At 43.6% G+C, this 25305-nt stretch carries 35 protein-coding genes; 32 read left to right on the top strand and 3 right to left on the bottom strand.

All coding sequences use genetic code 11. The annotated features are described in order from the left end of the window. The first annotated feature begins 1 nt into the window (after window position 1). The 7 genes from phoU (at window position 2) to ERX55_RS01135 (ending at window position 4365) form a co-directional block, all read left to right on the top strand. Window positions 2-643, top strand: coding sequence for a phosphate signaling complex protein PhoU (gene phoU / locus ERX55_RS01165; protein WP_243721420.1), 642 nt, complete (start codon window positions 2-4; stop codon window positions 641-643). Between the two features lie 71 nt (window positions 644-714). Then, window positions 715-864 carry a 50S ribosomal protein L33 gene (gene rpmG / locus ERX55_RS01160; protein ID WP_133428994.1) on the top strand — a complete coding sequence of 50 codons (150 nt, stop codon included), beginning with the start codon at window positions 715-717 and terminating at the stop codon, window positions 862-864. Between the two features lie 71 nt (window positions 865-935). Beyond that, window positions 936-1496, top strand: coding sequence for a 5-formyltetrahydrofolate cyclo-ligase (locus tag ERX55_RS01155; RefSeq protein ID WP_133450746.1), 561 nt, complete (start codon window positions 936-938; stop codon window positions 1494-1496). Then, entirely contained in the window at window positions 1493-2893 is a 1401-nt protein-coding gene (locus ERX55_RS01150; RefSeq protein ID WP_133450745.1) for a rhomboid family intramembrane serine protease, read from the top strand. The genes ERX55_RS01155 and ERX55_RS01150 overlap by 4 nt, the downstream gene beginning before the upstream one ends. A gap of 2 nt (window positions 2894-2895) precedes the next feature. Further along, the gene (locus ERX55_RS01145; protein WP_133432014.1) at window positions 2896-3087 is read left to right on the top strand and encodes a YqgQ family protein; all 192 of its coding nucleotides are present in this window, start codon (window positions 2896-2898) and stop codon (window positions 3085-3087) included. Then, the gene (locus tag ERX55_RS01140; protein WP_133450744.1) at window positions 3084-4043 is read left to right on the top strand and encodes an ROK family glucokinase; all 960 of its coding nucleotides are present in this window, start codon (window positions 3084-3086) and stop codon (window positions 4041-4043) included. The genes ERX55_RS01145 and ERX55_RS01140 overlap by 4 nt, the downstream gene beginning before the upstream one ends. 10 nt (window positions 4044-4053) lie before the next feature. Next, complete coding sequence (locus ERX55_RS01135; protein WP_133450743.1) at window positions 4054-4365, top strand: MTH1187 family thiamine-binding protein; 312 nt, start codon at window positions 4054-4056, stop codon at window positions 4363-4365. A 26-nt stretch (window positions 4366-4391) separates the two neighbouring features. Here ERX55_RS01135 and ERX55_RS01130 read toward each other — a convergent pair whose 3' ends face one another. Continuing rightward, complete coding sequence (locus tag ERX55_RS01130; protein ID WP_133450742.1) at window positions 4392-4631, bottom strand: DUF2759 domain-containing protein; 240 nt, start codon at window positions 4629-4631, stop codon at window positions 4392-4394. Window positions 4632-4724: 93 nt separating this feature from the next. Between ERX55_RS01130 and ERX55_RS01125 the strand changes: the two genes are divergently transcribed. Further along, window positions 4725-5342 (top strand): MBL fold metallo-hydrolase, encoded by a 618-nt coding sequence (locus tag ERX55_RS01125; RefSeq protein WP_133450741.1) that lies wholly within the window; start codon window positions 4725-4727, stop codon window positions 5340-5342. A 33-nt stretch (window positions 5343-5375) separates the two neighbouring features. On the opposite strand, the gene ERX55_RS01120 is transcribed toward ERX55_RS01125, so the two are convergent. Further along, window positions 5376-5624, bottom strand: coding sequence for a DUF2626 domain-containing protein (locus ERX55_RS01120; protein WP_133432009.1), 249 nt, complete (start codon window positions 5622-5624; stop codon window positions 5376-5378). A gap of 200 nt (window positions 5625-5824) precedes the next feature. Between ERX55_RS01120 and comGA the strand changes: the two genes are divergently transcribed. The 11 genes from comGA (at window position 5825) to gcvPB (ending at window position 13840) form a co-directional block, all read left to right on the top strand. Continuing rightward, complete coding sequence (gene comGA / locus ERX55_RS01115; RefSeq protein WP_133450740.1) at window positions 5825-6817, top strand: competence type IV pilus ATPase ComGA; 993 nt, start codon at window positions 5825-5827, stop codon at window positions 6815-6817. Continuing rightward, on the top strand, window positions 6786-7820 hold the full coding sequence (comGB, locus tag ERX55_RS01110) for a competence type IV pilus assembly protein ComGB (RefSeq protein WP_133450739.1): 1035 nt from the start codon (window positions 6786-6788) through the stop codon (window positions 7818-7820). The genes comGA and comGB overlap by 32 nt, the downstream gene beginning before the upstream one ends. 43 nt (window positions 7821-7863) lie before the next feature. Next, a complete protein-coding gene (comGC, locus tag ERX55_RS01105) occupies window positions 7864-8178 on the top strand; it encodes a competence type IV pilus major pilin ComGC (RefSeq protein ID WP_424960674.1) in 315 nt (104 codons plus the stop codon). Further along, the gene (locus tag ERX55_RS01100; RefSeq protein ID WP_165983671.1) at window positions 8165-8590 is read left to right on the top strand and encodes a hypothetical protein; all 426 of its coding nucleotides are present in this window, start codon (window positions 8165-8167) and stop codon (window positions 8588-8590) included. Before comGC ends, ERX55_RS01100 begins: the two co-directional genes overlap by 14 nt. Further along, window positions 8577-8810, top strand: coding sequence for a type II secretion system protein (locus tag ERX55_RS01095; RefSeq protein ID WP_133450736.1), 234 nt, complete (start codon window positions 8577-8579; stop codon window positions 8808-8810). Before ERX55_RS01100 ends, ERX55_RS01095 begins: the two co-directional genes overlap by 14 nt. Continuing rightward, window positions 8758-9216, top strand: coding sequence for a competence type IV pilus minor pilin ComGF (locus tag ERX55_RS01090; protein WP_133450735.1), 459 nt, complete (start codon window positions 8758-8760; stop codon window positions 9214-9216). Before ERX55_RS01095 ends, ERX55_RS01090 begins: the two co-directional genes overlap by 53 nt. Further along, window positions 9194-9370: a hypothetical protein gene (locus ERX55_RS11370; protein WP_165983670.1), complete on the top strand. Its 177-nt coding sequence runs from the start codon at window positions 9194-9196 to the stop codon at window positions 9368-9370. Before ERX55_RS01090 ends, ERX55_RS11370 begins: the two co-directional genes overlap by 23 nt. Beyond that, a complete protein-coding gene (locus ERX55_RS01085; RefSeq protein ID WP_133450734.1) occupies window positions 9371-9868 on the top strand; it encodes a shikimate kinase in 498 nt (165 codons plus the stop codon). A 72-nt stretch (window positions 9869-9940) separates the two neighbouring features. Continuing rightward, entirely contained in the window at window positions 9941-11023 is a 1083-nt protein-coding gene (gcvT, locus tag ERX55_RS01080) for a glycine cleavage system aminomethyltransferase GcvT (RefSeq protein WP_133450733.1), read from the top strand. A gap of 11 nt (window positions 11024-11034) precedes the next feature. Further along, on the top strand, window positions 11035-12378 hold the full coding sequence (gene gcvPA / locus ERX55_RS01075) for an aminomethyl-transferring glycine dehydrogenase subunit GcvPA (RefSeq protein WP_133450732.1): 1344 nt from the start codon (window positions 11035-11037) through the stop codon (window positions 12376-12378). Next, the gene (gene gcvPB, locus ERX55_RS01070) at window positions 12371-13840 is read left to right on the top strand and encodes an aminomethyl-transferring glycine dehydrogenase subunit GcvPB (RefSeq protein ID WP_133450731.1); all 1470 of its coding nucleotides are present in this window, start codon (window positions 12371-12373) and stop codon (window positions 13838-13840) included. Before gcvPA ends, gcvPB begins: the two co-directional genes overlap by 8 nt. A 39-nt stretch (window positions 13841-13879) precedes the next feature. On the opposite strand, the gene ERX55_RS01065 is transcribed toward gcvPB, so the two are convergent. Then, the gene (locus tag ERX55_RS01065; protein ID WP_133450730.1) at window positions 13880-14263 is read right to left on the bottom strand and encodes a rhodanese-like domain-containing protein; all 384 of its coding nucleotides are present in this window, start codon (window positions 14261-14263) and stop codon (window positions 13880-13882) included. Window positions 14264-14357: 94 nt separating this feature from the next. Here ERX55_RS01065 and ERX55_RS01060 point away from each other — a divergent pair, with 94 nt between their 5' ends. From ERX55_RS01060 to ahrC, 13 genes are all read left to right on the top strand, one after another. After that, window positions 14358-15188 (top strand): lipoate--protein ligase family protein, encoded by an 831-nt coding sequence (locus tag ERX55_RS01060; RefSeq protein ID WP_133450729.1) that lies wholly within the window; start codon window positions 14358-14360, stop codon window positions 15186-15188. Between the two features lie 55 nt (window positions 15189-15243). Further along, window positions 15244-16296, top strand: coding sequence for a M24 family metallopeptidase (locus ERX55_RS01055; RefSeq protein ID WP_133450728.1), 1053 nt, complete (start codon window positions 15244-15246; stop codon window positions 16294-16296). Window positions 16297-16320: 24 nt separating this feature from the next. Next, window positions 16321-16878: an elongation factor P gene (gene efp / locus ERX55_RS01050; RefSeq protein WP_133450727.1), complete on the top strand. Its 558-nt coding sequence runs from the start codon at window positions 16321-16323 to the stop codon at window positions 16876-16878. 109 nt (window positions 16879-16987) lie between these two features. Continuing rightward, window positions 16988-17422 carry an acetyl-CoA carboxylase biotin carboxyl carrier protein gene (gene accB, locus ERX55_RS01045; protein ID WP_133450726.1) on the top strand — a complete coding sequence of 145 codons (435 nt, stop codon included), beginning with the start codon at window positions 16988-16990 and terminating at the stop codon, window positions 17420-17422. Further along, window positions 17422-18771 carry an acetyl-CoA carboxylase biotin carboxylase subunit gene (gene accC, locus ERX55_RS01040; protein WP_133450725.1) on the top strand — a complete coding sequence of 450 codons (1350 nt, stop codon included), beginning with the start codon at window positions 17422-17424 and terminating at the stop codon, window positions 18769-18771. The genes accB and accC overlap by 1 nt, the downstream gene beginning before the upstream one ends. A gap of 97 nt (window positions 18772-18868) precedes the next feature. Continuing rightward, window positions 18869-19201, top strand: a complete 333-nt coding sequence (locus tag ERX55_RS01035) for an Asp23/Gls24 family envelope stress response protein (RefSeq protein ID WP_133450724.1) — start codon at window positions 18869-18871, stop codon at window positions 19199-19201. Between the two features lie 41 nt (window positions 19202-19242). Then, complete coding sequence (nusB, locus tag ERX55_RS01030; RefSeq protein WP_133450723.1) at window positions 19243-19632, top strand: transcription antitermination factor NusB; 390 nt, start codon at window positions 19243-19245, stop codon at window positions 19630-19632. Further along, a complete protein-coding gene (gene xseA / locus ERX55_RS01025) occupies window positions 19629-20969 on the top strand; it encodes an exodeoxyribonuclease VII large subunit (RefSeq protein WP_133450722.1) in 1341 nt (446 codons plus the stop codon). Before nusB ends, xseA begins: the two co-directional genes overlap by 4 nt. After that, window positions 20962-21156 (top strand): exodeoxyribonuclease VII small subunit, encoded by a 195-nt coding sequence (gene xseB, locus ERX55_RS01020; RefSeq protein ID WP_133450721.1) that lies wholly within the window; start codon window positions 20962-20964, stop codon window positions 21154-21156. The genes xseA and xseB overlap by 8 nt, the downstream gene beginning before the upstream one ends. Beyond that, complete coding sequence (locus tag ERX55_RS01015) at window positions 21153-22007, top strand: polyprenyl synthetase family protein (protein WP_133450720.1); 855 nt, start codon at window positions 21153-21155, stop codon at window positions 22005-22007. The genes xseB and ERX55_RS01015 overlap by 4 nt, the downstream gene beginning before the upstream one ends. An 87-nt stretch (window positions 22008-22094) precedes the next feature. Next, on the top strand, window positions 22095-23981 hold the full coding sequence (dxs, locus tag ERX55_RS01010; protein WP_133450719.1) for a 1-deoxy-D-xylulose-5-phosphate synthase: 1887 nt from the start codon (window positions 22095-22097) through the stop codon (window positions 23979-23981). Further along, window positions 23962-24759 carry a TlyA family RNA methyltransferase gene (locus ERX55_RS01005; RefSeq protein ID WP_243721419.1) on the top strand — a complete coding sequence of 266 codons (798 nt, stop codon included), beginning with the start codon at window positions 23962-23964 and terminating at the stop codon, window positions 24757-24759. Before dxs ends, ERX55_RS01005 begins: the two co-directional genes overlap by 20 nt. An 80-nt stretch (window positions 24760-24839) precedes the next feature. Next, complete coding sequence (ahrC, locus tag ERX55_RS01000; RefSeq protein WP_133450717.1) at window positions 24840-25292, top strand: transcriptional regulator AhrC/ArgR; 453 nt, start codon at window positions 24840-24842, stop codon at window positions 25290-25292. The last annotated feature ends 13 nt before the right edge of the window (window positions 25293-25305 follow it).

Genomic DNA, 25305 nt, shown 5'->3' with positions numbered 1-25305 from the left:
TATGCGTGAGATATACGAAGAAGCTTTAGAGCATTTAAAAGAAACGGTTCATACGCTTGCTGAGGAAGCTTATTATTCAATCAAGAAGGCTATGGAAGTATTGGGTAATGATGATCTTGCGGCAGCTAGAACAATCATCGCACATGACCAGGAAATCAATGCAATTGAACACGATATCAATGACCAGGTCGTCAGTCTGATCACAAAGCAGCAGCCTATTGCGACTGACTTAAGGGTTATTATGGCAAGCGTTAAAATTGCTTCTGAATTAGAACGTATTGCCGATAATGCAAGTAGTATCGCTAAAATCAGAACCCGCGTTAAATTTGAGGATGAATATATTCTGGCGCGTCTCAAAACAATGGGAAAACTCAGCATGCTGATGCTGGTCGACCTTGAGAATGCTTATAAGAATAAGGATGTCAGTTTGACGAAGGAAATCATTGAGCGCGATGCAGATATCAATGACCTTTATAAAGAGATTGTCAATACAACCTATTTAATAGACAATGACCCATTCGTCGCGGGTCAAGCGCAATTAGCAGGCCGCCATCTTGAACGTATCGGTGACCATATCACCAATATTGCTGAAAATGTTTATTACTTCATTACTGGTGAACAATTCGATCAATACGAAAAATAACACTGGAAAATTGAATCAATAGGTGTTATTATAAAAAGGTCGTATGTAACAAAGAGTAAGGAGGGAATAAAATGCGCGTTAATGTAACTTTAGCATGTACAGAATGTGGTGAAAGAAACTACATCACTAAGAAAAATAAACGAAATAACCCAGAGCGTATCGAAATGAACAAATTCTGTTCACGTGATAACAAAAAAACTTTACACAGAGAAACAAAATAAGAACAGACACTTGTGTGTCTGTTTTTTTATTAGCTGAATATTTCATGTATAATTATAGATGAGGTGACATAATGACCAATAAAGAAATTAAAAAAGATATACGTAGAAACGTTATTTCATATTTAAAAGAAACAGATAAATATTCAGCGGAAATAGAACTCCTCAAGTCATTATTTCAGTCGACGGAATGGCAGCAAGCTGATTCAATCGGCGTGACGTTAAGTATGGATCATGAGGTCAGTACAGAAAATATAATCAGGTTTGCGCTGATAGAAAACAAAAAAGTATATGTGCCTAACTGTGATTATAAGAATAAAACAATGGATTTCGTGAGATTCCATTCTCCTTCTGACCTTTATAAAGATGAAAAAGGTATTCTGGCAGTGAAGCATCCGACTGAAGTGAATAATGAAATAGATTTACTCCTCGTACCTGGACTTGCCTTTAATAGAGAAGGCTATCGTGTAGGTTACGGCGGCGGATATTATGACCGCTTTCTTTCCTCTTTTAAAGGTCAGACAGCCAGCGTTATTTTAGATGCACAGCTTATGAAGATTCCGGTTGATGATTTTGACCAGCCTGTCCATAAAATAATCACCGAGAAACGTATCATTACAGGAGTCCGGCGATGATTACTTCTAAGCAGCTTCTGGAGACCCTATATAAAATTACTCGCTACTCTGATTACAAGCTCGTCAATTCAGAGGAGCTGCTGCTTGTCAGTCAAAAATCACGGAAAGCGATCCGATTTGTCAAAGAAAAGCAGAATGTGCAGTCACTGGATTTTCTGATTCAAAAAACACATCATCAGATCAAAGACAGACTGCACTCTAATCCTGTCAGTATCACGATCTATTTAATCAACCAGTCGGTTCCTGCTGAATTCAACAGTTCTATTATTAAAGTCCATAGTCTTTCACGATACAGCGACCTGAGACATCTGGATATATCACGACAGTATCAGATATTCAGCCGTATAAAAGGTCGGCAATCAGAGCGTTATTATGAGAAACGTCTCACTACTCATCATGATATTGAACGAGCCATGCTGAAGTTCAGCCCTGTCACTGCCACGCTGATTATGCTGAATGTCCTTATTTTCCTTATCCATTCAGTTATTACTATCAGTACCGAGACAGTCAGCCTGATAGAAAAAGGGGGACTCAGTCACTTTAATTTTGTCCACGGGGAATATTACCGTGTACTGACCGCCATGTTTCTGCATCTGGATTTCTCACATTTATTGCTGAACATGCTCTCTCTTTATATTTTCGGTAAGCTGACAGAGTATTACTTCGGTCCACTTAGATTTCTACTGATCTATCTGCTCAGTGGACTGTTAGGCAATCTGCTTTCCTTATCGTTTGACACTTCGTCTGTATCGGCAGGTGCAAGCGGAGCTATTACCGGATTATTAGGCGCGCTATTTGTTCATATGATTTTAAGTCGGAAGTTCGATAGAAAACTGCTGCTACAGACCGCTGCAGGCCTTATCATCTTTTTGCTGATGAGCAATCTTTTCGGACGTGTCAATAACTGGGCGCATTTCGGCGGGCTGTTCGGCGGATTCTTTGTGGCGCTGATGTTTAAGCAGGCAAAGCTCTATCTCTACATGATGACGGTAGGACTGGCACTCATTATCATCTTGCTGTTGATGAATACGTTTAGTATCAACGAAGAAAACATCTATAATGATAAAGTGCAGGCTGCCATGGTGCAGGGTGACTTTAAGACGGCGGAAAGACTTGCTAAGGATATTTTTGCTAAAGGCTATGAAGATGCTGATACCTATCGTCTATATGGTCTGGTTCTCGCCAATAATCAGTCTTTAGCAGAGGGCATCGCCACCTGGCAGGCAGGACTGAAACGTTATCCGGCATCGGCGAGTCTTAATTATCAGATGGCACTGGCCATGCGAGCGAATGATGACTATAAGAAGGCGCAGCTGTACTTTGATAAAGCAGCACGCTATATGTCCTCGAAAGACACACAGGCATTAAAAAATGAGTTGAAAGTATTTGGTGAGTAGAGATGAAATCATTTTATGATGTACAGCAGTTGCTGAAGAAATTTGGACTGATCATCTATTTTAAAGATGAACATAATACCATTGAGATGATGAATCAGGAGCTGAAGGATATCCATCAGAGTGGATTGATATCAAACGAAGAGTTTATACAGGCACGGCTTATATTAAATCAGAGAAAGATGGGGAAACTATGATTATATTGGCGGCAGATATCGGAGGGACAACATGTAAGTTAGGGGTGTTAAGCGAGGCGCTTGATATTCTACATAAATGGGAGATACCCACAAATACAGCTGATGGTGGCAGTAGAATTCTTCATGATATCTACGAGTCCTTTAAGAAGAATGCAGGACTGAAAGATTATCAGCTTAAGGATGTTAAAGGTATTGGTTTAGGCGTACCGGGACCTGTAGACTTTGACAAGGGGACAGTGAACGGTGCCATCAATCTGAACTGGCACGGCATCAAGCATGTCCGTGATGAATTTGAAAAGATGACCGGCAAGCCCGTCTATATCGATAATGACGCGAATGCAGCCACACTAGGCGAGAAGTTCAAAGGAGCAGGTCAGAATGAACCGGATGTGGTCTGTATCACACTGGGGACAGGTGTTGGAGGAGGCATCATCGCCAATAATGAAATTGTCCATGGTCATAACGGCTCAGGCGGTGAGATCGGTCATTTCAAAGTGGACACGAAGGAACGCTTTCAGTGTAACTGCGGGCGAAGAGGATGTCTTGAGACTGTCGCCAGTGCCACAGGAGTCGTGAATCAGACCTATTATTACTATGAAGAGCTGCAGTTTAAGACGGTGCTGCAGGAAGCGATTGAAAATAGACAGGTGCAGGCGAAGATGGTCTTTGATGCAGCGAAAAAAGGCGATGAGTTTGCCACCTATATCATCCGCAAAGTAGCGAACCATCTGGCCTATGCTATCAGCGTCATCAGCGTCATGACCAACCCGAAATATGTGATTATCGGTGGCGGCGTCTCGAAAGCAGGACAGTTTCTGATTCAGCCGATTGAGTCCGCCTATGAAAAAATGACGTTTAAGCCGGCTTTAGAGGGTACGAAGATCGTGACAGCTGAACTGGGCAATGATGCCGGCATTATCGGAGCAGCCGGTCTGATTAAACAATATGTGAAATGAGGGATTGAATATGGCAATAGTCGATGTCGTCGTCATACCACTGGATGAGAAGTCGGTGAGCGTAAGTCAGTATATTGCAGACATACAGATGATTTTAAAGGAGAAAAAAGAAGCAGGCCTGATCGATTATCAGTTAACGCCGATGAGTACACTGATCGAAGGGGAGCTATCTGTTCTGCTCGAAGTCATTGGTGAGATCCATGAAGCGCCTTTTAATAAAGGGGTGAAACGGGTCTGCACTAATATCCGTATAGATGACAGAAGAGATATCTCACGCAAAATGGCTGACAAGCTGGATTCTGTCAATAAACATATCAAATAAAAAAAGACGATGAAAATCGTCTTTTTTTAGTGGTGTAAAATAGGATAACCATACGTCAGCATAGTCGCGATTGAGAAGAAACCGAAAGATGCAGCGGCGAGTAAGCCGAAGATGATACCTAATAAGTTTTTTGTTTTAAAGGAATGCATAAGTCCTTTGAGCGCCAATAAGAAAACCAAGAACATCAGAATAGCGAAAATATTAACACCGATATGAATATCGATACCAAAAAGTTTGCCCAGTTTGCCTGAATCGATAAATGGCATAGTACAACCCCCAACATTATTTCATTTATTATCACTAATTATTGTATAATTAATGATAGCTTTTGTCGAGTGTAATTTTAAGGAGTGGAAGATATGAAAGTACATGTTTTAAGCCTGGGACCTATTCAGACGAACTGCTATATCATCGAGCGTGACACCTCGCTGCTGATAGTGGATCCCGGCGCTGAATTCGAGAAAATCAGCACATTGATCAATCAACTCAATAAAAAAGTAGAGGCCATCCTGCTGACACATACCCATTTTGATCATATCGGTGCAGTGGATGAGCTGGCCGCGGCTCTTGACGTTAAGGTTTATGTAGCAGACGAGGAAAAATACTGGCTGTCAGATCCGGAAGCAAATGGTTCCGAGAAATTCAAGTCATATGGTCTTGAGGAAGTGGTTGTGAGGACGAAGCCTGAGATTTTGCATCCCGGGCATAAGACACTGGGTTCTTTCGAATTTGATATTATGCACACGCCCGGGCATTCTCCGGGCAGTCTGACCTTTATCTTCGAGGATTTTGCAGTGGTCGGAGATACGCTGTTTAAAGAAGGTATCGGCAGAACGGACCTTAAAGAAGGCAATCTTCAGACGCTGATGACTAGTATTGATGCACTCATGACATTGCCTGAAGAGACAGTGATTTACCCGGGGCACGGTCCGAAGACTACTCTTGCATACGAAAGTGCCCATAATCCATTTCTATAAAAAAAGATCCTCAAGTTAGCTTGAGGATCTTTTTTATTTATGCATACCGAAACCTGGTTCCAGTAGGAATGTAGAATAATAAGTGAATCCTACGAAACAGATGACTAAGTAAGCTGCAAAGATATACATATACATTCTTTCAGTAAGGTTTAAGTAGCCAAGAAGAATGAAGAAGCCAGTCTGTGCTACAAAAATAAAGGCAACGATATCCATGCCGCCTACGTAGAACATTACCGCAAAGATAGCTGTCCAGAATCCTAAAGTTTTATAAACTTTATCCATTTTGTGCTCCCCTCTCTGATCAATCAGTTCATGTCACTTATTATTATAAAGATTGTCACTTTAGATGTAAACCTAATTTTCACTTCAAAATATAGGTAAATAAGACGTTAATCAAGGGTGAAAAAATTTATTCAGCCTATATTTTATTCATTAAGAAAAGAATGGGGCAACTCATTCGATTATTAAGTAAGGAGGGATTTATGAAGGAAAAAGTAGACGAAATTATTTCAGCAGGTATCAAAAGTCAAGCATCAGATATTCACTTTGTCCCATCGGCAGAACGCGTGTTTTTAAAGATGCGGATTGAAGGCGTGATGGAAAGCATTTCAACGCTAGATCTCGCGACATACGAAAAGATATTGGCATACTTGAAGTTTGTCTCTCAGCTGAATGTCAGTGAGAGAAAGTCATCTCAGAGCGGTATGCTGCAGGTGACGCATGAAGATACACTTTATCATATCCGGATATCGACGCTACCCCAGTCGGTAGGGAGTGAAGCAACTGTACTTCGACTGTTGAAGGCAGAGTTCTCCGCAAGACCTATGCTGGATAATGAACTGCTGTTTCAGATGATGAAGCTTTCGCATGGACTTATACTGATCACAGGTCCGACCGGGAGCGGCAAGAGCACTTTAATGTATCATCTTCTTGCCTATGCACGTGATAAACTGCAGAAACAAATCATCACGATTGAAGATCCGGTTGAACAGACACTGCATGAGACTATACAGGTCAATGTCAATGAAAAAGCGGGTATTACTTATCGCAGCTCATTTAAAGCCATACTCCGCTGTGATCCTGATATTATCATGATTGGTGAAATCAGAGATGAGGAAACTGCAAAACAGGTCATCAATGCGGCGCTGAGCGGTCACCTGGTGCTGTCAACACTGCATGCCAATAATTGTACAGGTGCTGTTGAGCGTCTGCTTGAAATGGGTAACAACCCATCAGAAATCAAGCAGGCAGTCCAGCTTATCACAAATCAACGGCTGATCAAAATGCACAGCGGCAGGGAACTCCTGCTGGAAATGCTCAACCAGCAGCAGGTGGAAGATTACCTGTCGGAAAAAGCTGTGACTCATTTCAGTCCTATCGCTGAACAGCTGGAAACACTCTATCATTCACAGCAGATCACTTTAGCAGAACTGGAGAAGCATCGTGTGGTCCACAAATCGCTTAAAACAGTATGAGGATGATTTTTTGCTGCGCACAGCTGAATTACTGGACAATGGGTTCACTTTATATGCGGCAGTGCAGTTTTTATTCAGTCAGTACGATGGTATCAAGCAGGAAGTTAAAGAAGAGAGCCTGCTGCTTCTGGAGGCCGGCCGGCCGCTCAGTGATGTCCTTTCTACTCTGAACTATAAGAACCATATCACGCTGCAGGTTTATTTTGCGGAGCAGTATGGTAACATCAACCAATCGCTTCTGGAATGTTATCAGTATAATCAGTCTCAGAAGACAAGCAGGCAGCAGTTTTTAAAGACTATTCAGTATCCCCTGATACTCATCTCCATTTTCTTTGGTCTTATCATGGTCGTCAATCAGACTGTGCTGCCGCAGTTCAAGAATATGTACGATTCAATGGGTATCGCTATTTCTCCGGAACTCTTGTTTATGACCACCATCCTATTTGTATTGCCTAAATTACTGATTGTTCTGTTAGCATTCTCTTTCTTATTAGTGGCAGGCTACTTCGTTGTCTTCAAGAAAGCAGAGATTGCACGAAAATTATGGCTCTTAAAAAGAGTCCCTGTCATTAATAGTCTGCATCGAAAATTACTGACATACCGGGTCAGTAGTGAACTTGCTTTCTTCTTATCGAATGGAATCGCCATGTTGAAGATTATAGAGATTTTTAAAGGACAGGATAAAGACTTGCTTCTGAAATATATCGGTGAAGAGATTGATGACTCATTATTAAGCGGCTACTCACTGCCTGATGCAGTCAGTCGACTCAACTTGCTTGAACCGTCCCTTATTCACTTCATCCAGCATGGTGAGCAGAATTCCAAACTGGAAATTGAGCTCAAATACTATGCAGGCTATATCTTTAAAAAATTTGAAAGTCAGATTATGCAATATATCAAGTGGATACAGCCTGTTGTCTTTCTCTTACTCGCCCTTCTTATCGTCACCTTGTACTTGGTCATCATTTTACCGATGCTGCAAATGATGAGCGGCATCCAATAACAGGAGGAAGAAAATGAAAAGTGTAGCACTGAAAGTTAAGGAAATGATCAAACGGAGTTTTCGTACGGATGAAGGTTTCACACTTATAGAGATGCTGTTAGTTCTATTAGTCATTTCAGTTCTCATCATCGTCATTATCCCGAACATCGCTAAACAATCTGATAATGTCCAGTCCACTGGCTGTACAGCTCAGGTTAAAATGGTGCAAGGACAGATGGAAGCGTATAAACTGCAGACCGGAAAAACACCTACGAGCGTTCAGGATCTGGTGCCTGATTTCCTGAAGGAAAACCAGACGCAATGTAAGAATGGCAAGGCGATTAACATTGTAAACGGTGAAGCGGTTGCATCCTCGTAATCAGGCATTCAGTTATATTGAGATGTTGCTCGTCATGTTAATCATGCTCATCATGATTCACATGATGAGCTATCATCTGTTTGATGCGAAGAAAGCAGATATAGATGAAGTAAATCAGGAGCTTTTGGCAGTTATCAATTACTATCAGACATTAGCCGTCTCAACCGGCCAGTCGATTACCCTGACTTTCCTGCCGGGGCAGAAGGATATCCTAATTAAATCAACCCAACTGGGCATCAATACACGTTACCGTATTCGTAATGGCTACATTTATAGCGGCAATAGCTCGACTGTCACTTTTAAGGGGGAACTGGCTAATAAAGGAGCCACAATTACTTATTTTGTCAATAATCAGAGATTTCAGCTGATCATTCAGCTCGTGAGGGGAAGAGTTCGTATTGAAAGCCAGTAAAGGATTCCTGCTGATAGATGCGCTGCTCAGTCTTGCTGTCGTCTCACTGATTTGCTTGATGCTGCTCCCTATGCTGCAGACTATGAGTCAGCATTATCAAGCGTCCTATACAGAGCTGCAGATATACCGGCAAGTATACATTGAAGTCAGAAGAGGGGAAGGTGTTTATGAGCGTAATAACGAGATCTGTACCCAATATCACTGTATCAACAAACGATGAAGGCTTCACACTGCTTGAAATGCTTCTTAATTTAGCCATCGCTATCATGCTGATGAGCCTGTTCCCTCTTATTATCACCAATATCAGTGTTTTCAAGGCAACTGCCCAAGATAATTTTGATATCAATCTCGAACTTTGTCTGCGGGACTTAATTGCTGACACGAAAGATATGCGTCTTGAAGTGGTCAATAAAGAATTGATTGCCCATGAAAAAGGCACAAATAGAACATATAGCTACGCTGTAGATAGATCACGAATCATTCGCAAAGCTGACCAATCAGGTTATGTCATTTTGATGGAACGCATCAAGTCAGCTCGCTTTTATCAGCAGGATAGTTCTATCTACCTGGAGATGACTTATCAGGACAGATGGAGAGTGAACCATGAAATCTTTCAAATCCAATGACGGCCTGATGTTTCCGTTCGCACTTCTTCTGCTCGCTGTCGTTTTATTTTATGTAGGTTCCTATAGCGTCAGGTATACGGTAAAATTAAATACACTGGATAACCTGAAAGATTATTATTATCAGGAAATCATATCGGAAATCAGGAGTGAATAAATGACGATTGTATTAGTAGGTTTCATGGGAGCAGGTAAAACGACGATAGGCAGAAGGCTTGCTCAAGTTTTAGGCAGGCCCTTTATCGATCTTGACAGTTATATCGTTGAAAAAAATGGCCGGACCATCACTGAGATATTTGAATCAGAAGGCGAAGAGAAGTTCAGACAGCTTGAATCCCATGCATTAAAAGCATGTCTGAGTCAGGATATCGTACTGGCGACAGGGGGCGGGATCGTCGAAGTGCGTGACAATATACATATGCTGAAGGAAAATCAGTTGAATATCTGGCTGGACACAGATATTGATGAATTGTATTCAAGGATAATGGGAGATGAAAGCCGGCCCAATGCCAGCGGACAGACATTTTTACAAATTAAAAAGTTGTACAACAGCAGAGTTTCACGATATAATGAAATCGCATTCATGCAAGTAGATTCTAGTCAAAGTGTCGATGATTGTGTGAGAGAAATAATGAAAATACTTACCTCATTATAGCCGCTTTACTACAATTTAATTGTATGTCTTATTATTGATAATAAGATCATTTCATTTAGTGGAGGAGAAACAATGACAGAACTTAAGAAAACCCCTTTGTATGACAAATATATTGAAGATGGTGCTAAAGTAATTGATTTTTCTGGCTGGGCACTACCTGTTCAATTCTCCAGTATTAAAGAAGAACACATAGCTGTTCGTGAAAATGTCGGCATGTTTGATGTCAGCCATATGGGTGAGATTATTGTAGAAGGTGAAAAAGCATTAGATTACCTGCAATATGTACTCACAAACGACATTTCAAAAGTGACTCAGTCTCAAGCTATTTATGCAATGATGACAAATGAACAAGGCGGCGTCGTTGACGATCTTGTTGTTTATCAATTAGAAGATAATAAATATTTATTAGTAGTGAATGCAGGTAACACAGACATAGACTATAAATGGTTAACAGACCACAAAATTGACGGCGTAGAAGTTAAAAACGTCTCCAGTGAATATGGGCAAATCGCTGTACAAGGTCCTAAAGCTAAAGAATTAATGGAAAAATTGGTTGCTGTAGACATCAGTGAACTTAAAATGTTTGGTTTTATCCAGGACGTTGAGTTATTCGGCAAAACAATCATTCTTTCACAATCTGGCTATACGGGTGAGCATGGTTATGAAATCTATTGTTATGCACAAGACACAGTAGATATCTGGAATGGATTGCTTGAAGCGGGAGTAGTGCCTTGCGGTTTAGGCGCTCGTGACACATTACGCCTGGAAGCTGCGCTGCCGTTACACGGCCAGGATATAACGCCAGACATTTCTCCGATTGAAGCAAAAATGGGCTTCAGTGTTAAGTTACAAAAAGGAGACTTCATCGGCCGCGACATCATCGCTAAACAAAAAGAAGAGGGTCCAGCACGTCGTTCTGCAGGTCTTGAATTATTAGAACGTGGTATTGCACGTACAGACTATGAAGTCTTCAACAAAAATGATGAGAAAATCGGCTATGTGACGAGCGGTACACAATCACCTTCATCTGGCCGTTCAATTGCACTCGCGTTAATCGATATCAAGGAAACTGAAATCGGTAACGAAGTTTATGTTCAAGTCAGAAAAAATAGAGTACCTGCTAAAGTCGTTAAAACACCATTCCATAAAAACTAAGGAGAGAGATTATGAGCCATCGTTATATTCCATTAACTGAAACTGATAAGCAGGAAATGTTAGAGACAATTGGCATTCAGTCGATTGACGAGTTGTTTGCTGATATTCCTGAAAAAGTTCGCTTTGATCGTCCGCTTGCTATTAAAGAGAGAAAATCGGAGACTGCTCTATTAAGAGAATTGTCGGCCCTTGCCAACAAAAATATGACGAGTGAAACGCATGCTTCATTCTTAGGTGCAGGTGTTTATGATCACTACATGCCAATCGTGGTTGACCATGTCATTTCTCGTTCAGAATTTTACACAGCTTACACACCTTATCAGCCGGAGATTTCTCAAGGTGAACTACAAGCAATCTTTGAATTCCAGACAATGATCTCTGAACTGACTGGCATGGACGTAGCAAACTCTTCCATGTATGATGGTGGCACTTCTTTCGCTGAAGCGGCAATGCTTGCTTGCGGTCATACGCGTAAAAAGAAAATCGTTGTATCTAAAGCGGTAAATGATGAGTCACGCGCTGTTCTTCAGACCTATGCGAAAGGTCAGAATTTAGAAGTCGTTGAAATCGATGTTAAAGATACTGTGACTGATCTAGATGCGCTTAAAGCTGCAATCGATGCTGATACAGCATGTGTGATGGTTCAGTATCCAAACTTCTTCGGCAGTATTGAAGACTTAGAAGCAATCAAGTCATTTACTGAAGGCACTAAAGCATTATTTGTAGTATCAAGTAATCCTTTGGCACTTGGTATATTAACGCCTCCAGGTGAATTTGGTGCTGATATCGTTGTCGGTGATGCACAGGTGTTCGGTATCCCTGCTCAGTTAGGTGGACCACACTGTGGTTACTTTGCTACAACAAAAGCGTTAACACGTAAAATGCCGGGCCGTTTAGTCGGTCAGACACACGACGACGAAGGTCAACGTGGCTTCGTTTTAACTCTGCAAGCACGTGAGCAGCATATCCGTCGTGATAAAGCGACTTCAAATATCTGTTCTAACCAGGCACTGAATGCCCTGGCAGCTTCTGTAGCAATGAGTGCATTAGGTAAAAATGGTGTCGTTGAAATGGCTGAGCAGAACCTGTACAAAGCGAACTATATGAAAGACAGAATGATTGAAGCTGGATTTAATGTCTTACCGGGTACTTCATTCAATGAGTTCGTAGTTAAATTCAACAAGCCGGTTCCTGAAATCAATGAGCAGCTCCTTGAAGAAGGATTTATCGGTGGTTATGACTTAGGTCGTATCGATGATAAATACGAAGGACACATGCTGATCGCTGTTACAGAGCTTCGTACAAAAGAAGAAATCGATACATTCATTGAGAAAGTAGGTGCCTATAATGCTTAAAGGAGCAACTCCATTAATTTTCGAACGTTCTAAAGAAAATCGTTTCGCTTATTCATTACCCCCTCTTGAAGTAGAAGGCAAAAAAGTTGAGGATATTCTGGATAGCAAGTTTATCCGTAAGGAAAAAGCGATGTTACCTGAAATTGCTGAACTTGACTTAATGCGTCACTACACAGAGCTTTCCAACAAAAACCACGGGGTTGATACAGGTTTCTATCCACTTGGTTCTTGTACAATGAAATACAACCCAAAAATCAATGAACGTGTGGCCCGTATGGCTGGTTTTGCGCAGGCACATCCTTTACAGGATGAAAAAACGATTCAAGGTTCCCTTGAAGTGATCTATGACTTACAGGAACATTTAAAAGAAATCACCGGGATGGATGAAGTGACACTGCAGCCCGCTGCGGGTGCCCACGGTGAGTGGACCGCCCTTATGATGATCAGAGCTTACCACGAAGCAAATGGTGAGCACGAGCGGACAAAAGTCATCGTCCCTGACTCTGCTCACGGTACAAATCCGGCGTCAGCAACAGTTGCAGGTTTCGAAACAGTGACTGTTAAATCAAATGAGCAGGGCTTAGTGGATATTGAAGACTTAAAACGCGTTGTAGGGCCTGATACAGCAGCTATCATGCTGACAAACCCGAACACATTGGGTCTTTTTGAGGAAGATATTCTGGAAATCCGCGAAATCGTGCATGCGTCCGGCGGTAAATTATACTATGATGGCGCGAACTTAAATGCCATCATGAGTAAAGTGCGTCCTGGCGATATGGGCTTTGATGCTGTACATTTAAACTTACACAAAACATTCACGGGTCCACACGGTGGCGGCGGCCCTGGTTCGGGTCCTGTTGGTGTAAAGGCAGATCTTATTCCATTCCTGCCGAAGCCACATATCGTCAAAGAAAATGATACATTTAAATTTGACTATGACCGTCCGCAATCAATCGGTCGTGTTAAACCCTTCTACGGTAACTTCGGTATCTATTTACGTGCCTACACTTATATCCGCACAATGGGCCCGGATGGCTTGAAAGAAGTATCAGAGACTGCTGTACTGAATGCAAACTACATGATGCGTCGCCTTCAACCTTATTTCGAACTGCCGTATGACAGGCACTGTAAACATGAATTTGTCATCAGCGGTGTCAGACAGAAGAAACTGGGCGTACGTACATTAGATATGGCGAAGAGACTGCTTGACTTTAACTTCCATCCGCCTACGATCTACTTCCCGCTGAACGTTGAGGAATGTATGATGATTGAACCGACTGAAACAGAATCTAAAGAGACATTGGATAAATTCTGCGATACAATGATTCAGATCGCTAAAGAAGCAGAAGAGAATCCGGATATCGTTTTAGAGGCGCCGCATCATACAGTGATCGGCCGCTTAGATGAAACGACAGCTGCCCGTAAGCCGGTTCTACGTTATGAAGGAACAATCGAGAAATAACAAAAAAACTTCAATCCCTGAAACAGGGATTGAAGTTTTTTAGTTCTTCGATTTAATGCGGCCCTTCCATTCCTTGTAGCCGCCTTTCAGCATGAAAAGATGCTCATAGCCGTTCTTTTTCAGCATGCGGGCTGCACGGTAACTTGAGACACCGTTTTTATCGATGAAATAAATGGGTTGATCTTTACGCAGTCCGAGCATACGTGTCCGGAAAATGCTCATTGGAATATTTCTAGCACCTACAATGTGACCATATTCATAATCCGCTTTTTCACGCAAATCAATCACTTGCGCACGGCGAAGACCTGCCTGAAAGTCATCTTGACTTAGCTCTGTAACAGATTTACGATTGATATTGTAACTGATTGCGATATAAATGATAAGTGCAAGAAGGATGATTCCAAGAATAATCCATACTGTCATTCTGTTTCCTCCTCTAAATAGCATAATATCATTATAAAGATTAATAAGACGTATTTCAAAGTTAATTTACTCTATTTATATTAAGGATGGTTATATGACTGAAAAGTGGTTGTTTATTAATACAAAAAAGCAGAATCCCTATTTCAATATGGCTTTAGATGAAGCACTCCTGAACTGGGTATCAGAAGGGAAAATGCAGCCTGTGATCCGCTTCTATGGCTGGAATCCGAAAACCTTGTCAATCGGTTACTTCCAGAAGCTGCAGAAAGAAATCGATATTCAAAAAGTGAAGGAAAATGGTATAGGACTGGTCAGAAGAACGACTGGTGGACGCGGCGTTCTCCATGATAAAGAGCTGACTTATTCGGTCGTGGTGCCAGAATCTCATCCTGATATGCCGCAGACGGTGACAGAAGCCTATCGTGTCATTTCAGGCGGCTTACTGGAAGGATTCAGAGCGCTGGGTTTTGACGCTGAATTTGCCATCCCGAGAACAGCAGAGCAGCGTGCCAAGCTGAAGGATCCGAGAAGTTCCGTCTGTTTTGACGCACCGAGCTGGTATGAGCTGGTCGTCGAAGGCAGAAAGGTCGCAGGAAGCGCCCAGACGAGACAAAAAGGTGTCATCCTGCAGCACGGTTCTATCTTACAGGACATTGATGTCGATGAACTATTCGATCTCTTTATCTATCAGAATCCGAGAATGCGTGAAAAAATGCAGAATGCCTTCAGTGATAAAGCGGTTGCCATTAACGATTTATCTGACCGACATGTGACAATAGAGGAGATGGAAGAGGCCTTTCATAATGGCTTTGAGAAAGCCCTTGACATTGAACTTGTGCCCTATGACCTTAGCAATGAGCAGTTAGAAGAAGTCTACCGCATCGCTGATAAATATATGAGTGATGAATGGACCTATCGACGCTAGTCTTCAATATGGTATCATATAACGAGACAGAATTTTCAGACATGGGGGATTAATTATGAAGTTTGACAAATTACAGCAGCTGCTGGCAGACAGAAATTTAGAAGCGATCATCGTTCTTTCACCGTACAATAGACGCTACCTGTCCTTATTCACAGGCTCAAGCGGTGCACTCGTCATCACTAAAGAAGAGAATATTTTAATTACCGATTTCCGTTATACCAGCCAGGCAGCTGAACAGGCGACTGATTTCACTGTCATCAAGCAGGCAGGCGGGTTACTCGACAGTGTTAAGGCCGTTCTGCAGGAAAGAAATATCAGGACTGCGGGCTTCGAAGGAGATCTTATCACCTTCCAGCAGTATCAGGCGCTAGGGCAGAATCTGGAACTTGTAGATATCGCAGGGGAAATTGAAAAGATCCGCATGATCAAAGAACCTTTTGAAATTGAGATCATTCAGCAGGCGGCAGACATCGCGGATCAGGCATATGAGCACATTCAGACCTTTATTAAGGCCGGTAAGACAGAGCTTGAGGTCAGCAATGAACTTGAAATGTTCATGCGTCAGCTAGGTGCAAGTGGTTCTTCCTTCGATACGATTGTAGCGTCAGGTGTCAGAGGTGCACTGCCGCACGGTGTGGCGTCCGGCAAGGTGATTGAACAAGGTGATATGATCACACTGGATTATGGTGCCATTTATAATGGCTATATTTCCGACATCACACGCACGCTTGCCGTCGGTGAACCTCTGCCTGAGATGCGGAAAATCTATGACATCGTACTGGATGCCCAGGTGACAGCGCTCAAGACGATTAAACCAGGAATGACGGGGTGTGAAGCCGATCAGATCGCACGAGACATTATCGCCGATGCAGGTTATGGTGAAGCATTCGGTCATTCACTGGGGCACGGCATAGGGCTTGAAGTCCATGAAGGACCTGGTCTCTCTGTGGCTTCCGATGTACAGCTCGTACCTGATATGTGTGTCACACTGGAGCCCGGCATCTATGTTGAGAATTTAGGCGGCGTTCGGATCGAAGATGATGTTTTAGTGACTGAAAGTGGTCTAAAGCGCTTTACACATGCTTCAAAAGACCTTATTATTTTATAGAAAGCAAATTTAGGAGGATGACTCATGATTTCAGTCAATGATTTTAAAACAGGTTTAACAGTCGAAGTAGATAACGGTATCTGGCGTGTACTTGAGTTCCAGCACGTAAAACCAGGTAAAGGTGCGGCCTTCGTTCGTTCTAAACTGAGAAATTTACGTACTGGTGCGATCCAGGAGAAGACATTCCGTGCAGGTGAAAAAGTCGGTAAAGCACAGATCGATAACCGTAGAATGCAGTATCTTTATGCAAGCGGGGATTCTCATGTCTTCATGGATACAGAAACATATGACCAGACAGAACTGCCTGAAGCAAACCTGTCACATGAACTGAAGTTCCTTAAAGAGAACATGGAAGTTCATATCCAAAGCTACCAGGGGGAAACGCTCGGTGTTGAACTCCCTAACACAGTGACACTTGAAGTGACTGAAACAGAACCAGGCATTAAAGGTGACACAGCGCAAGGTGCGACTAAAGCGGCGACAGTTGAGACGGGCTATACACTTAACGTGCCGTTATTCGTCAACCAAGGCGACTTATTAGTGATCAACACGACTGATGGTTCTTACGTCTCTCGTGGATAATGATTCAGACCTCTCATCATGAGAGGTTTTTTATTTTCTCTTGAATTGGTCTGACCACTGAAGTAAAATGGGGATTAGCACATGAATTTGATTGTCAAAGGAGAACATTATGAATCTTGAACAAATTAAAGAACTGATAAAAGTACTGGAAGACTCTACACTTACATCAATTGAAATAGAAGATAATGAGCAGAAAGTAAAGCTCTTTAAGGAAACGAGAGTCAGCGAGGTTTATGCACCGGTTCAACCGGCTGTACAGGAGATTGCTGTAGAAGCGCCGCAAGCTGAGACAAAGCCGGCAGCAGAAGCGACTCAAACAATCAATGCCCCGATGGTCGGCACCTTCTATCAGTCACCGTCACCTGACAAGGGACCTTATGTCCAGATAGGGGATCATGTCACCGCAGATTCTGTTGTCTGCATTCTTGAAGCCATGAAATTATTCAATGAGATTCAGGCTGAAGTGGCCGGAGAGATTGTGGAAGTACTGGTTGAAGACGGCCAGATGGTGGAATATGGACAGCCGCTCTTCAAGGTGAAATAATGAGAAAAGTACTAATTGCCAACAGAGGAGAAATCGCAGTCAGAATTATCCGCGCTTTAAAGGAACTGGGCATTCAATCTGTCGCCATCTATTCAGAGGCGGACCGCGAGGCCTTGCATGCTCAGCTGGCGGATGAAGCCTATTGTGTCGGACCGAAGTATTCCAAGGATTCTTATCTGAACATCCCGAACATATTATCCATCGCCAGTTCGACGGGTTGTGACGGCATTCATCCAGGTTATGGCTTCCTGGCGGAGAATGCTGATTTTGCGGAGATGTGCGAGGCATGTAATATCAAGTTCATCGGGCCCGGACATGCAGCTATCAACAAAATGGGGATTAAAGATATCGCCAAAAAAGAGATGATTAAAGCGAATGTCCCGGTGGTGCCTGGCAGTGACGGGCTGGTTGACACCGTAGAAGAAGCGAAGTCAGAAGCAGAGCGTATCGGTTATCCTGTCATCATCAAGGCCACTGCGGGCGGCGGCGGCAAAGGGATTCGGGTGGCGCGTAACGAGGAGGAGCTTGAGACGGGCTTTCGCATGACAGAACAGGAAGCGGAAGTTTCGTTCGGGAACAAGGGCCTTTACATAGAGAAGTTCATTGAGAATTTCAGACATATTGAAATTCAGGTGCTGGCCGACAGCTTCGGTCACACCATTCATCTGGGTGAACGTGACTGTACCATTCAGCGCCGGATGCAGAAGCTGGTTGAAGAATCACCTAGCCCTGCCATCACAAGTGAAACAAGAGCTGAGATGGGAGCTGCGGCAGTCAGAGCGGCACAGGTCGTGGGCTATGAAAGTGCAGGGACTATCGAGTTCATCTATGATCTCGACAGTCAGCAGTTCTACTTCATGGAAATGAACACACGTATCCAGGTCGAACATCCTGTCACAGAGATGGTGACAAGCTGTGATTTAGTGAAATGGCAGATCAGAATTGCCGCCGGTGAGCCGCTGACGCTCAAGCAGGAGGATGTCCAGTTCACGGGTCATGCCATTGAGCTTAGAATCAATGCGGAGAATCCGGTGAAGAACTTTATGCCATCTGCAGGCGAAATCACACAGTACTTAGTACCGGGCGGATACGGCGTGCGCGTGGATTCTGCTTGTTATAACGGCTATACGATACCGCCTTACTACGATTCCATGGTCGCAAAACTCATCGTTCACCAGCCGACGCGTGAAGAAGCGATTCAATGTGCACTGCGTGCACTGGATGAATACATCATTATGGGCATTCATACGACGATTCCGTTCCACCAGGCGCTGCTCAAGCATCCTGTGTTCAGAAGTGCTGAATACAGCACTGACTTCCTGAATGAACATAAACTGAATATCGAATAAAGAAAGAAGCCCGAGGGCTTCTTTCTTTGCTTTTTCAGTTAAAATCACGGCAGAATAATGGTATGATAAACATATTATATGATAGGAGGCATAAGCTATGGCTAAACAGAATCTAGGAACAGTTGAAATCGCGCCTAATGTCATTGAAGTCATTACAGAAATTGCGATCAGTGAAGTTAAAGGTGTCTCACTTGCACAGAAATATAAATCATTGGATAAGCTCGGTGTCAAAAATGCTAAAGGCGTCAATGTGGAAGTCAAAGAAAGCGATATTTATATCGATGCCTACTGTATCTTTGACTACGGCACTAAAATTTCTGCCACTGCCAAACAGGTTCAGCAGAATATCAAGAACGCGCTGACCAATATGACAGCGTTAACCCCTAAAGAGATCAATATTCATATCATCAATATAAAATTTAATGACTAGGAGGATGCTTGCATCCTCTGAATTTTTGAAGGAGATTAATCATGAGTCGTAAAGAATCGAGAGAACATGCACTAAAGGTATTATTTCAGATGGAGACTAAAGAGCCGATAGATGTGTCTGATGCCAGACGTTTTATACTGGAAGCGAACGAGCAGGATCCATTTATGGATGAACTGATTGAAGGTGTGAAAAAGAATCAGGATGCAATCGATGAAGCGATTAAACCGCATCTTAAGCAGTGGACGTTAGAACGTTTGACAAAAATTGACCGCGTTCTGCTGCGTCTCGCTGTCTATGAGCTGATTTATACGGATGTGCCGGATAAGGTGGCGGTCAATGAAGCAGTTAACTTATCCAAGGAATATGGGGATGATGACAGCTATAAATTTATCAACGGTGTTCTGAGTGAAGTCATCAAACAGAAACAATGACCCAGTATCTATCTATAGGTGCGCTGACGCAGTACATCAAAGCCAAGTTTGACCGTGACCCTTATCTGGAGAAGGTCTACATTAAAGGTGAGCTGTCCAATGTCAAGCTACATTCAAGCGGCCATCTGTATTTTGCCTTGAAAGATGGCAATGCAGTGATGAATGGTATGATGTTTAAGCGTGACGCGACCCGTCTGAATTTTACGCCTAAAGAAGGAGACGGGGTTCTGATCACAGGACGTGTCTCAGTATATGAAGACAGAGGCAGCTATCAGCTCTATGCGGACAGCATGTCACTGGACGGGGTCGGTCAGCTCTATGAGAAACTGGAAGCGCTGAAACAAGAATTTAAGCAGAAGGGATATTTTGCGGCAGAACACAAAAAGAAGCTCCCCAAATATCCTTCTGCTATTGCGGTGCTGACTGCATCGACAGGTGCAGCCATACGAGATATCGAGACAACACTTAACAGACGTTATCCCCTTGCAAAAGTGCACTATATTTCAACGCTTGTTCAGGGCAATGGTGCTGCAAGTGATATCGTCAGAAATATTAGATATGCGGACGAACTCGGTGTGGATGTCATGATAGTCGGACGTGGCGGCGGTTCGATAGAAGATCTATGGGCATTTAACGAAAGGGAAGTCGTTGAAGCGATTTTTCAGGCGGAAACACCGATAATATCAGCGGTCGGCCATGAAACAGATACGACGCTCAGTGACTATGTTGCGGATATGCGTGCGCCGACACCGACAGGAGCAGCTGTCATGGCGACACCTGATCAGGTGGAATTGATGCAGCAGCTCAAGGCATCTGAGTTATTCCTGAATCAGCGCCTCGTCCAGCACATTCGTTACCAAAAAGAAAAACTGTCCCGTTATCAGCAGCATCCTTTTTTCAGAAACCCGCTGATGATGATAGAGCAGAAACAGCAGCGGATAGATGAGACCGAGCAAAGGCTTCAGTATCTGCTGAAGCAGCGCTTTAGTACTCACAGAGAGCGATACATACGTCTTGAGGTCAGGCTGACACCCGAGCGGCTGAGTCATAAGCTGCAGTTGTTCCGGTCAGACGAGAAAGAAATGAGTCTGCAGATGAAGCAGCTGCTTGACCGGAAAATGAATAAGGCAGCACATCAGCTGGATCTACAATCCCGTTTACTTAACAGTCTTAATCCGACCGGCATACTAGAACGCGGTTATAGTATCGTCCGTAACAAGAAGGGGATCGTCAGCCATATCGATGCGCTTTCAACGAACGAAGATATCTATATTCAGCTGTCAGATGGTACAGCTGAGGCAACCGTGAATTCAGTAAAGGAGAATACGCATGGCTAAAAATTTTGAAACGATGATGACGGAACTTGAGACCATCGTCAACAAACTGGACAACGATCAAGTCTCTCTTGAAGAATCAATTGAACTGTATGAAAAAGGTGTGGCATTATCAAAAGCCTGTCAGGAACAGCTGGTACAGGCGGAGAAGAAAATCAATCAGTTAAGTACCTCAGAGGCAGCAGAATGACAGCTAGAGAAAGGGTAGAACAGTATCTGTCAGATTTATATGACCAGCCAGTCAGCCCGCTTTTAGATGAGGCGATGACTTATTCACTGCTTGCTGGCGGCAAACGTATCCGTCCGGTCCTGCTCTTTTCGACACTTGACCTCTTCAATGTCTCGACGGACAAAGGACTGAAAACAGCAGCGGCCATTGAGATGATTCATACATATTCTCTTATTCATGATGACTTGCCGGCGATGGATGATGATGATTACAGAAGAGGCAAGCTGACGAATCATAAAGTGTTCGGCGAAGCGGTTGCCATTCTAGCGGGCGATGGACTGCTGACAGATAGTTTCAATCAGATCAGTCAGGATGACCATCTGACAGCTGAGCAGCGCATCAGACTGATCGCCGTGATCTCCGGTGCGGCAGGCAGCAGAGGAATGGTCGGCGGTCAGATGCTCGATATGACTTCAGAAGATAAACAATTGACATTAGATGACCTGAAAACCGTTCATCGTCATAAGACAGGCGATCTTATCCGTGCCTGCTTTGAATGTGCAGGGATTATCGCTGACCAGCCCGATGCTGTTATCCGGCAACTGGTTAAGATAGGAGAGAACTTCGGTCTGATCTTTCAGATTAAAGATGATATTCTGGACGTTGAAGGCAGCTTTGAGAAGATGGGCAAATCTGCGGGCAGCGATGTCTCAAAAGATAAATCCACCTATGTCTCATTACTAGGTTTGACAGGGGCAAAAGAAGCCATGCAGGAGATGGTCGCTGAAACAGAAGAGATGATTCATGAGTTGTCTGGTGGGGATGCATCACTTCTTGAGCTGCTGTCCTATATCACATCACGTGAAAATTAAAAAAGCCGTTATGGCTTTTTTGTTCATTATGGCTCACAGTGCTATAATATAACTTAATTAATAATTGAGACTGTAGGTGGAAAACGCATGGATGTTGACAAAATTAAGACTCCATCAGATATTAAAGGTCTGTCAGATGAGGAGCTAATCCAGTTAAGTAAAGAAATCAGAAAGTTTTTAATAGAGAAATGTGCAGTGACCGGGGGACATATCGGGGCGAATCTTGGCGTAGTTGAGCTGACGCTTGCTCTGCATAAGCATTTTGACAGTCCAAAAGACAAACTTATTTTTGACGTCGGTCACCAGGCTTATATTCATAAAATATTGACGGGCAGAGCCGACCAGTTTGATCGGTTGAGACAGCATAATGGCTTAAGCGGGTTCCCTAAACGCTCAGAAAGTGAACATGATGTATGGGAAGCAGGCCATAGCTCAACATCGCTGTCTGCTGCTATGGGGATGGCTAAAGCACGTGATATTATGGGGGAATCCTATCATGTCGTGCCTATTATCGGTGATGGCGCACTGACCGGGGGAATGGCGCTTGAAGCACTCAACCATATCGGACATGACAAAACCAATATGACGATCATTCTGAATGATAATGAAATGAGTATCGCGCCTAATGTCGGCGCCATGCACAATATGTTCGGACGTCTCCGTACCAACCAGAACTATAACCGGGCAAAAGTGGATATTGACGGCTTTCTCAGCAAGCTGCCAGGCGGTCATAAGCTGCGGGATTCAGCAGACCGTATTAAGGACAGCCTGAAGTATCTCGTTGTCGCCGGTGTTTTCTTTGAAGAGCTGGGCATCAAGTACATCGGTCCGGTCGATGGCCATAGCTTCCGGGAACTTGGCGAAGCGATTGAGACTTCTAAACGGATCAATGGTCCTGTACTGATTCATGTGATCACAAAGAAAGGAAAAGGCTACGAGCATGCTGAGAATGATAAGATCGGCACGTGGCATGGTCTTGGACCTTATAAACTGGATACAGGAGAACAGATTAAAGGCAGTGCCACTGCACCGAGCTGGAGCCAGCTGATGAGTGATAATGTCATGGCGCTTGCAGAGAAGGATAAGAGAATTGTGGCGATTACGCCTGCGATGCCAGTCGGCAGTAAACTGACGAAATTCCAGCAGCAGTTGCCTGACCAGTTCTTCGATGTGGGTATAGCTGAACAGCATGCGGTGACAATGGCGGGCGGACTTGCCGCGAATGGAATGCTGCCTTACGTAGCCATCTATTCGACATTTATGCAGCGTGCCTATGATCAGGTGCTCCATGATATTGACCGTCAGAATCTGCATGTGGTCTTCGGAATTGATCGCTCAGGACTTGTCGGCGCTGACGGCGAGACTCATCAAGGGGTATTTGACATTCCGTTCCTGACGCATCTGCCGAACATGACCGTGATGATGCCGAAAGATGAGGATGAAGCGGCGAAGATGGTCTACAGTGCGTTCAATGACTATAGCGGACCGCTTGCTATCCGTTACCCTCGTGGCAATGGCCTCGGGGTAGAAGTCACAGATAAAACGACCGGCGTACCTTATGGCAAGTGGGAAGTGCTGAGAGAAGGCCGGGATGCCGTAGTCCTGTCGTTTGGACCGACACTTCAGCCGCTTCTGGCAGCACAGGAGATACTTCTGAAAGAGGGCATCAACATTGAAGTCGTCAATGCACGGTTCATCAAGCCGCTGGATACTGCCTATCTCGATCAGTTAAATGAGCGGCAGATTCCTGTGATGACGGTGGAGGAATCCATCCTGACAGGCGGTTTCGGCTCTCTTGTGGCCAGCTATTTCAATGACAACGGTTTTGCAGTGCCTGTCAAGAGACTGGGTATCCAGGATGAATATATTGAGCAGGGTGAAGTGGACCAGCTGCTGCAGGAAATCGGGCTGACCACTGCTCATTTTGTAGATGAAATCAAGCAGATGGTACAGAATGAAAAAACAGAGAATTGATGACTGGCTCGTTGAACGTGAATATTTTGAGACTCTGGATGAAGCTCGGCGGTTTATTATGGCGGGTAAAGTACTGAATGAACACGAGCGTATTCATTCGGGCGCTGAAAAAATCAATCCTGCCGAAACTAAAATCAGAATCAAGGGACTGGACAAAAAATACGTCAGTCGCGGAGGACTGAAGCTGGAAAAAGCCATCAAGGAATTTAATCTCAAGCTGAAGGACCGTATCCACGTGGATATTGGTTCTTCTACCGGCGGCTTCACCGATTGCGCGCTGCAGAACGGTGTCAGCAGAAGCTACGCTATTGACGTAGGGACAAACCAGCTTGCCTACAGCCTGCGGATTGATCCACGGGTAACGGTAATGGAACAGACCAATTTCCGCTTCGTGACAGCGGAAAGCTTTCCTGAACTGCCCGACTTTGCGTCGATAGATGTCAGCTTCATATCGTTATCGCTGATATTACCGACCCTTCATACCATCCTGAAACCTGGGGGTGAAGTGGTCGCCTTGATCAAACCGCAGTTTGAAGCGCATAGAGAAGAAGTAGGTGACAAAGGGGTGGTCCATGATAAAGGAGTCCACAAAAGAGTGGTGAAGGAAGTCATGGCTTGTGCGTTGAAGCATCACTTCAGTGCTGAAAATCTGACGGTGTCACCTATTAAAGGTGCGAACGGTAATATTGAATATTTGATCTATCTGGTGCATGAAGAGAAGCCTCATGCCATAGAAGATGCACTGATAGAGGATATAACCTGTAAGACAGCCGATTAAAATTATTTAATCGGCTATTTTAATAGGCAAGAAGTCAGTTATATGCTAACATAATGTATAAATATACAGGGAGGACCATCATGGCGAATAAAACAATGCGTCAGATTAAAATCAGAGAAATTATCTCCAACCAGCAGATCGAAACGCAGGAAGAGCTGGTTGAAAAACTGAATGAAGTCAACCTGAACGTGACGCAGGCTACTATTTCACGTGATATTAAGGAACTTCAGCTGATCAAGATACCTACACCAAGCGGCCAATATGTCTATAGTCTGCCTAAAGACCGCAAATTTCATCCATTAGATAAACTGGGACGTTATTTAATGGATTCTTTCGTTAAACTGGACGGCACCTCAAACCTTCTGGTCTTAAAGACTTTGCCTGGCAATGCGCAGTCTATCGGCGCGATTCTGGATCAACTTGAATGGGAGGAAATTCTCGGTACCATCTGTGGGGATGATACATGTCTGATTATTTGTCGGGATGAGAAAGCAGGTCAAGTAGTCACTGAACGATTGTTCAATATGTTATAGTTGGGGGATTAAT

Origin of the sequence: Macrococcus bovicus (assembly GCF_004359575.1) — a bacterium.
GTDB classification, from domain to species: Bacteria; Bacillota; Bacilli; order Staphylococcales; family Staphylococcaceae; genus Macrococcus; species Macrococcus bovicus.
Note: the sequence above shows the minus strand (reverse complement) of the source record. Positions and strands in the feature narration are given on the sequence as shown.

Excerpts from the sequence above, each read along its gene's own strand:
- dxs (WP_133450719.1), top strand. The coding sequence starts at position 22,095 with ATGGATGTTGACAAAATTAAGACTCCATCAGATATTAAAGGTCTGTCA.
- ERX55_RS01155 (WP_133450746.1), top strand. The coding sequence starts at position 936 with ATGACCAATAAAGAAATTAAAAAAGATATACGTAGAAACGTTATTTCA.
- ERX55_RS01065 (WP_133450730.1), bottom strand. The coding sequence starts at position 14,263 with ATGACAGTATGGATTATTCTTGGAATCATCCTTCTTGCACTTATCATT.
- xseA (WP_133450722.1), top strand. The coding sequence starts at position 19,629 with ATGACCCAGTATCTATCTATAGGTGCGCTGACGCAGTACATCAAAGCC.
- ERX55_RS01005 (WP_243721419.1), top strand. The coding sequence starts at position 23,962 with ATGAAAAAACAGAGAATTGATGACTGGCTCGTTGAACGTGAATATTTT.
- gcvPA (WP_133450732.1), top strand. The coding sequence starts at position 11,035 with ATGAGCCATCGTTATATTCCATTAACTGAAACTGATAAGCAGGAAATG.
- gcvT (WP_133450733.1), top strand. The coding sequence starts at position 9,941 with ATGACAGAACTTAAGAAAACCCCTTTGTATGACAAATATATTGAAGAT.
- ERX55_RS01125 (WP_133450741.1), top strand. The coding sequence starts at position 4,725 with ATGAAAGTACATGTTTTAAGCCTGGGACCTATTCAGACGAACTGCTAT.
- gcvPB (WP_133450731.1), top strand. The coding sequence starts at position 12,371 with ATGCTTAAAGGAGCAACTCCATTAATTTTCGAACGTTCTAAAGAAAAT.
- ERX55_RS01120 (WP_133432009.1), bottom strand. The coding sequence starts at position 5,624 with ATGGATAAAGTTTATAAAACTTTAGGATTCTGGACAGCTATCTTTGCG.
- comGA (WP_133450740.1), top strand. The coding sequence starts at position 5,825 with ATGAAGGAAAAAGTAGACGAAATTATTTCAGCAGGTATCAAAAGTCAA.
- ERX55_RS01090 (WP_133450735.1), top strand. The coding sequence starts at position 8,758 with ATGAGCGTAATAACGAGATCTGTACCCAATATCACTGTATCAACAAAC.
- ERX55_RS01015 (WP_133450720.1), top strand. The coding sequence starts at position 21,153 with ATGACAGCTAGAGAAAGGGTAGAACAGTATCTGTCAGATTTATATGAC.
- ahrC (WP_133450717.1), top strand. The coding sequence starts at position 24,840 with ATGGCGAATAAAACAATGCGTCAGATTAAAATCAGAGAAATTATCTCC.
- ERX55_RS01060 (WP_133450729.1), top strand. The coding sequence starts at position 14,358 with ATGACTGAAAAGTGGTTGTTTATTAATACAAAAAAGCAGAATCCCTAT.
- ERX55_RS11370 (WP_165983670.1), top strand. The coding sequence starts at position 9,194 with ATGAAATCTTTCAAATCCAATGACGGCCTGATGTTTCCGTTCGCACTT.
- nusB (WP_133450723.1), top strand. The coding sequence starts at position 19,243 with ATGAGTCGTAAAGAATCGAGAGAACATGCACTAAAGGTATTATTTCAG.
- efp (WP_133450727.1), top strand. The coding sequence starts at position 16,321 with ATGATTTCAGTCAATGATTTTAAAACAGGTTTAACAGTCGAAGTAGAT.
- ERX55_RS01140 (WP_133450744.1), top strand. The coding sequence starts at position 3,084 with ATGATTATATTGGCGGCAGATATCGGAGGGACAACATGTAAGTTAGGG.
- ERX55_RS01150 (WP_133450745.1), top strand. The coding sequence starts at position 1,493 with ATGATTACTTCTAAGCAGCTTCTGGAGACCCTATATAAAATTACTCGC.
- accB (WP_133450726.1), top strand. The coding sequence starts at position 16,988 with ATGAATCTTGAACAAATTAAAGAACTGATAAAAGTACTGGAAGACTCT.
- ERX55_RS01135 (WP_133450743.1), top strand. The coding sequence starts at position 4,054 with ATGGCAATAGTCGATGTCGTCGTCATACCACTGGATGAGAAGTCGGTG.
- ERX55_RS01035 (WP_133450724.1), top strand. The coding sequence starts at position 18,869 with ATGGCTAAACAGAATCTAGGAACAGTTGAAATCGCGCCTAATGTCATT.
- accC (WP_133450725.1), top strand. The coding sequence starts at position 17,422 with ATGAGAAAAGTACTAATTGCCAACAGAGGAGAAATCGCAGTCAGAATT.
- comGC (WP_424960674.1), top strand. The coding sequence starts at position 7,864 with ATGATCAAACGGAGTTTTCGTACGGATGAAGGTTTCACACTTATAGAG.
- xseB (WP_133450721.1), top strand. The coding sequence starts at position 20,962 with ATGGCTAAAAATTTTGAAACGATGATGACGGAACTTGAGACCATCGTC.
- rpmG (WP_133428994.1), top strand. The coding sequence starts at position 715 with ATGCGCGTTAATGTAACTTTAGCATGTACAGAATGTGGTGAAAGAAAC.
- ERX55_RS01130 (WP_133450742.1), bottom strand. The coding sequence starts at position 4,631 with ATGCCATTTATCGATTCAGGCAAACTGGGCAAACTTTTTGGTATCGAT.
- ERX55_RS01055 (WP_133450728.1), top strand. The coding sequence starts at position 15,244 with ATGAAGTTTGACAAATTACAGCAGCTGCTGGCAGACAGAAATTTAGAA.
- phoU (WP_243721420.1), top strand. The coding sequence starts at position 2 with ATGCGTGAGATATACGAAGAAGCTTTAGAGCATTTAAAAGAAACGGTT.
- ERX55_RS01145 (WP_133432014.1), top strand. The coding sequence starts at position 2,896 with ATGAAATCATTTTATGATGTACAGCAGTTGCTGAAGAAATTTGGACTG.
- ERX55_RS01085 (WP_133450734.1), top strand. The coding sequence starts at position 9,371 with ATGACGATTGTATTAGTAGGTTTCATGGGAGCAGGTAAAACGACGATA.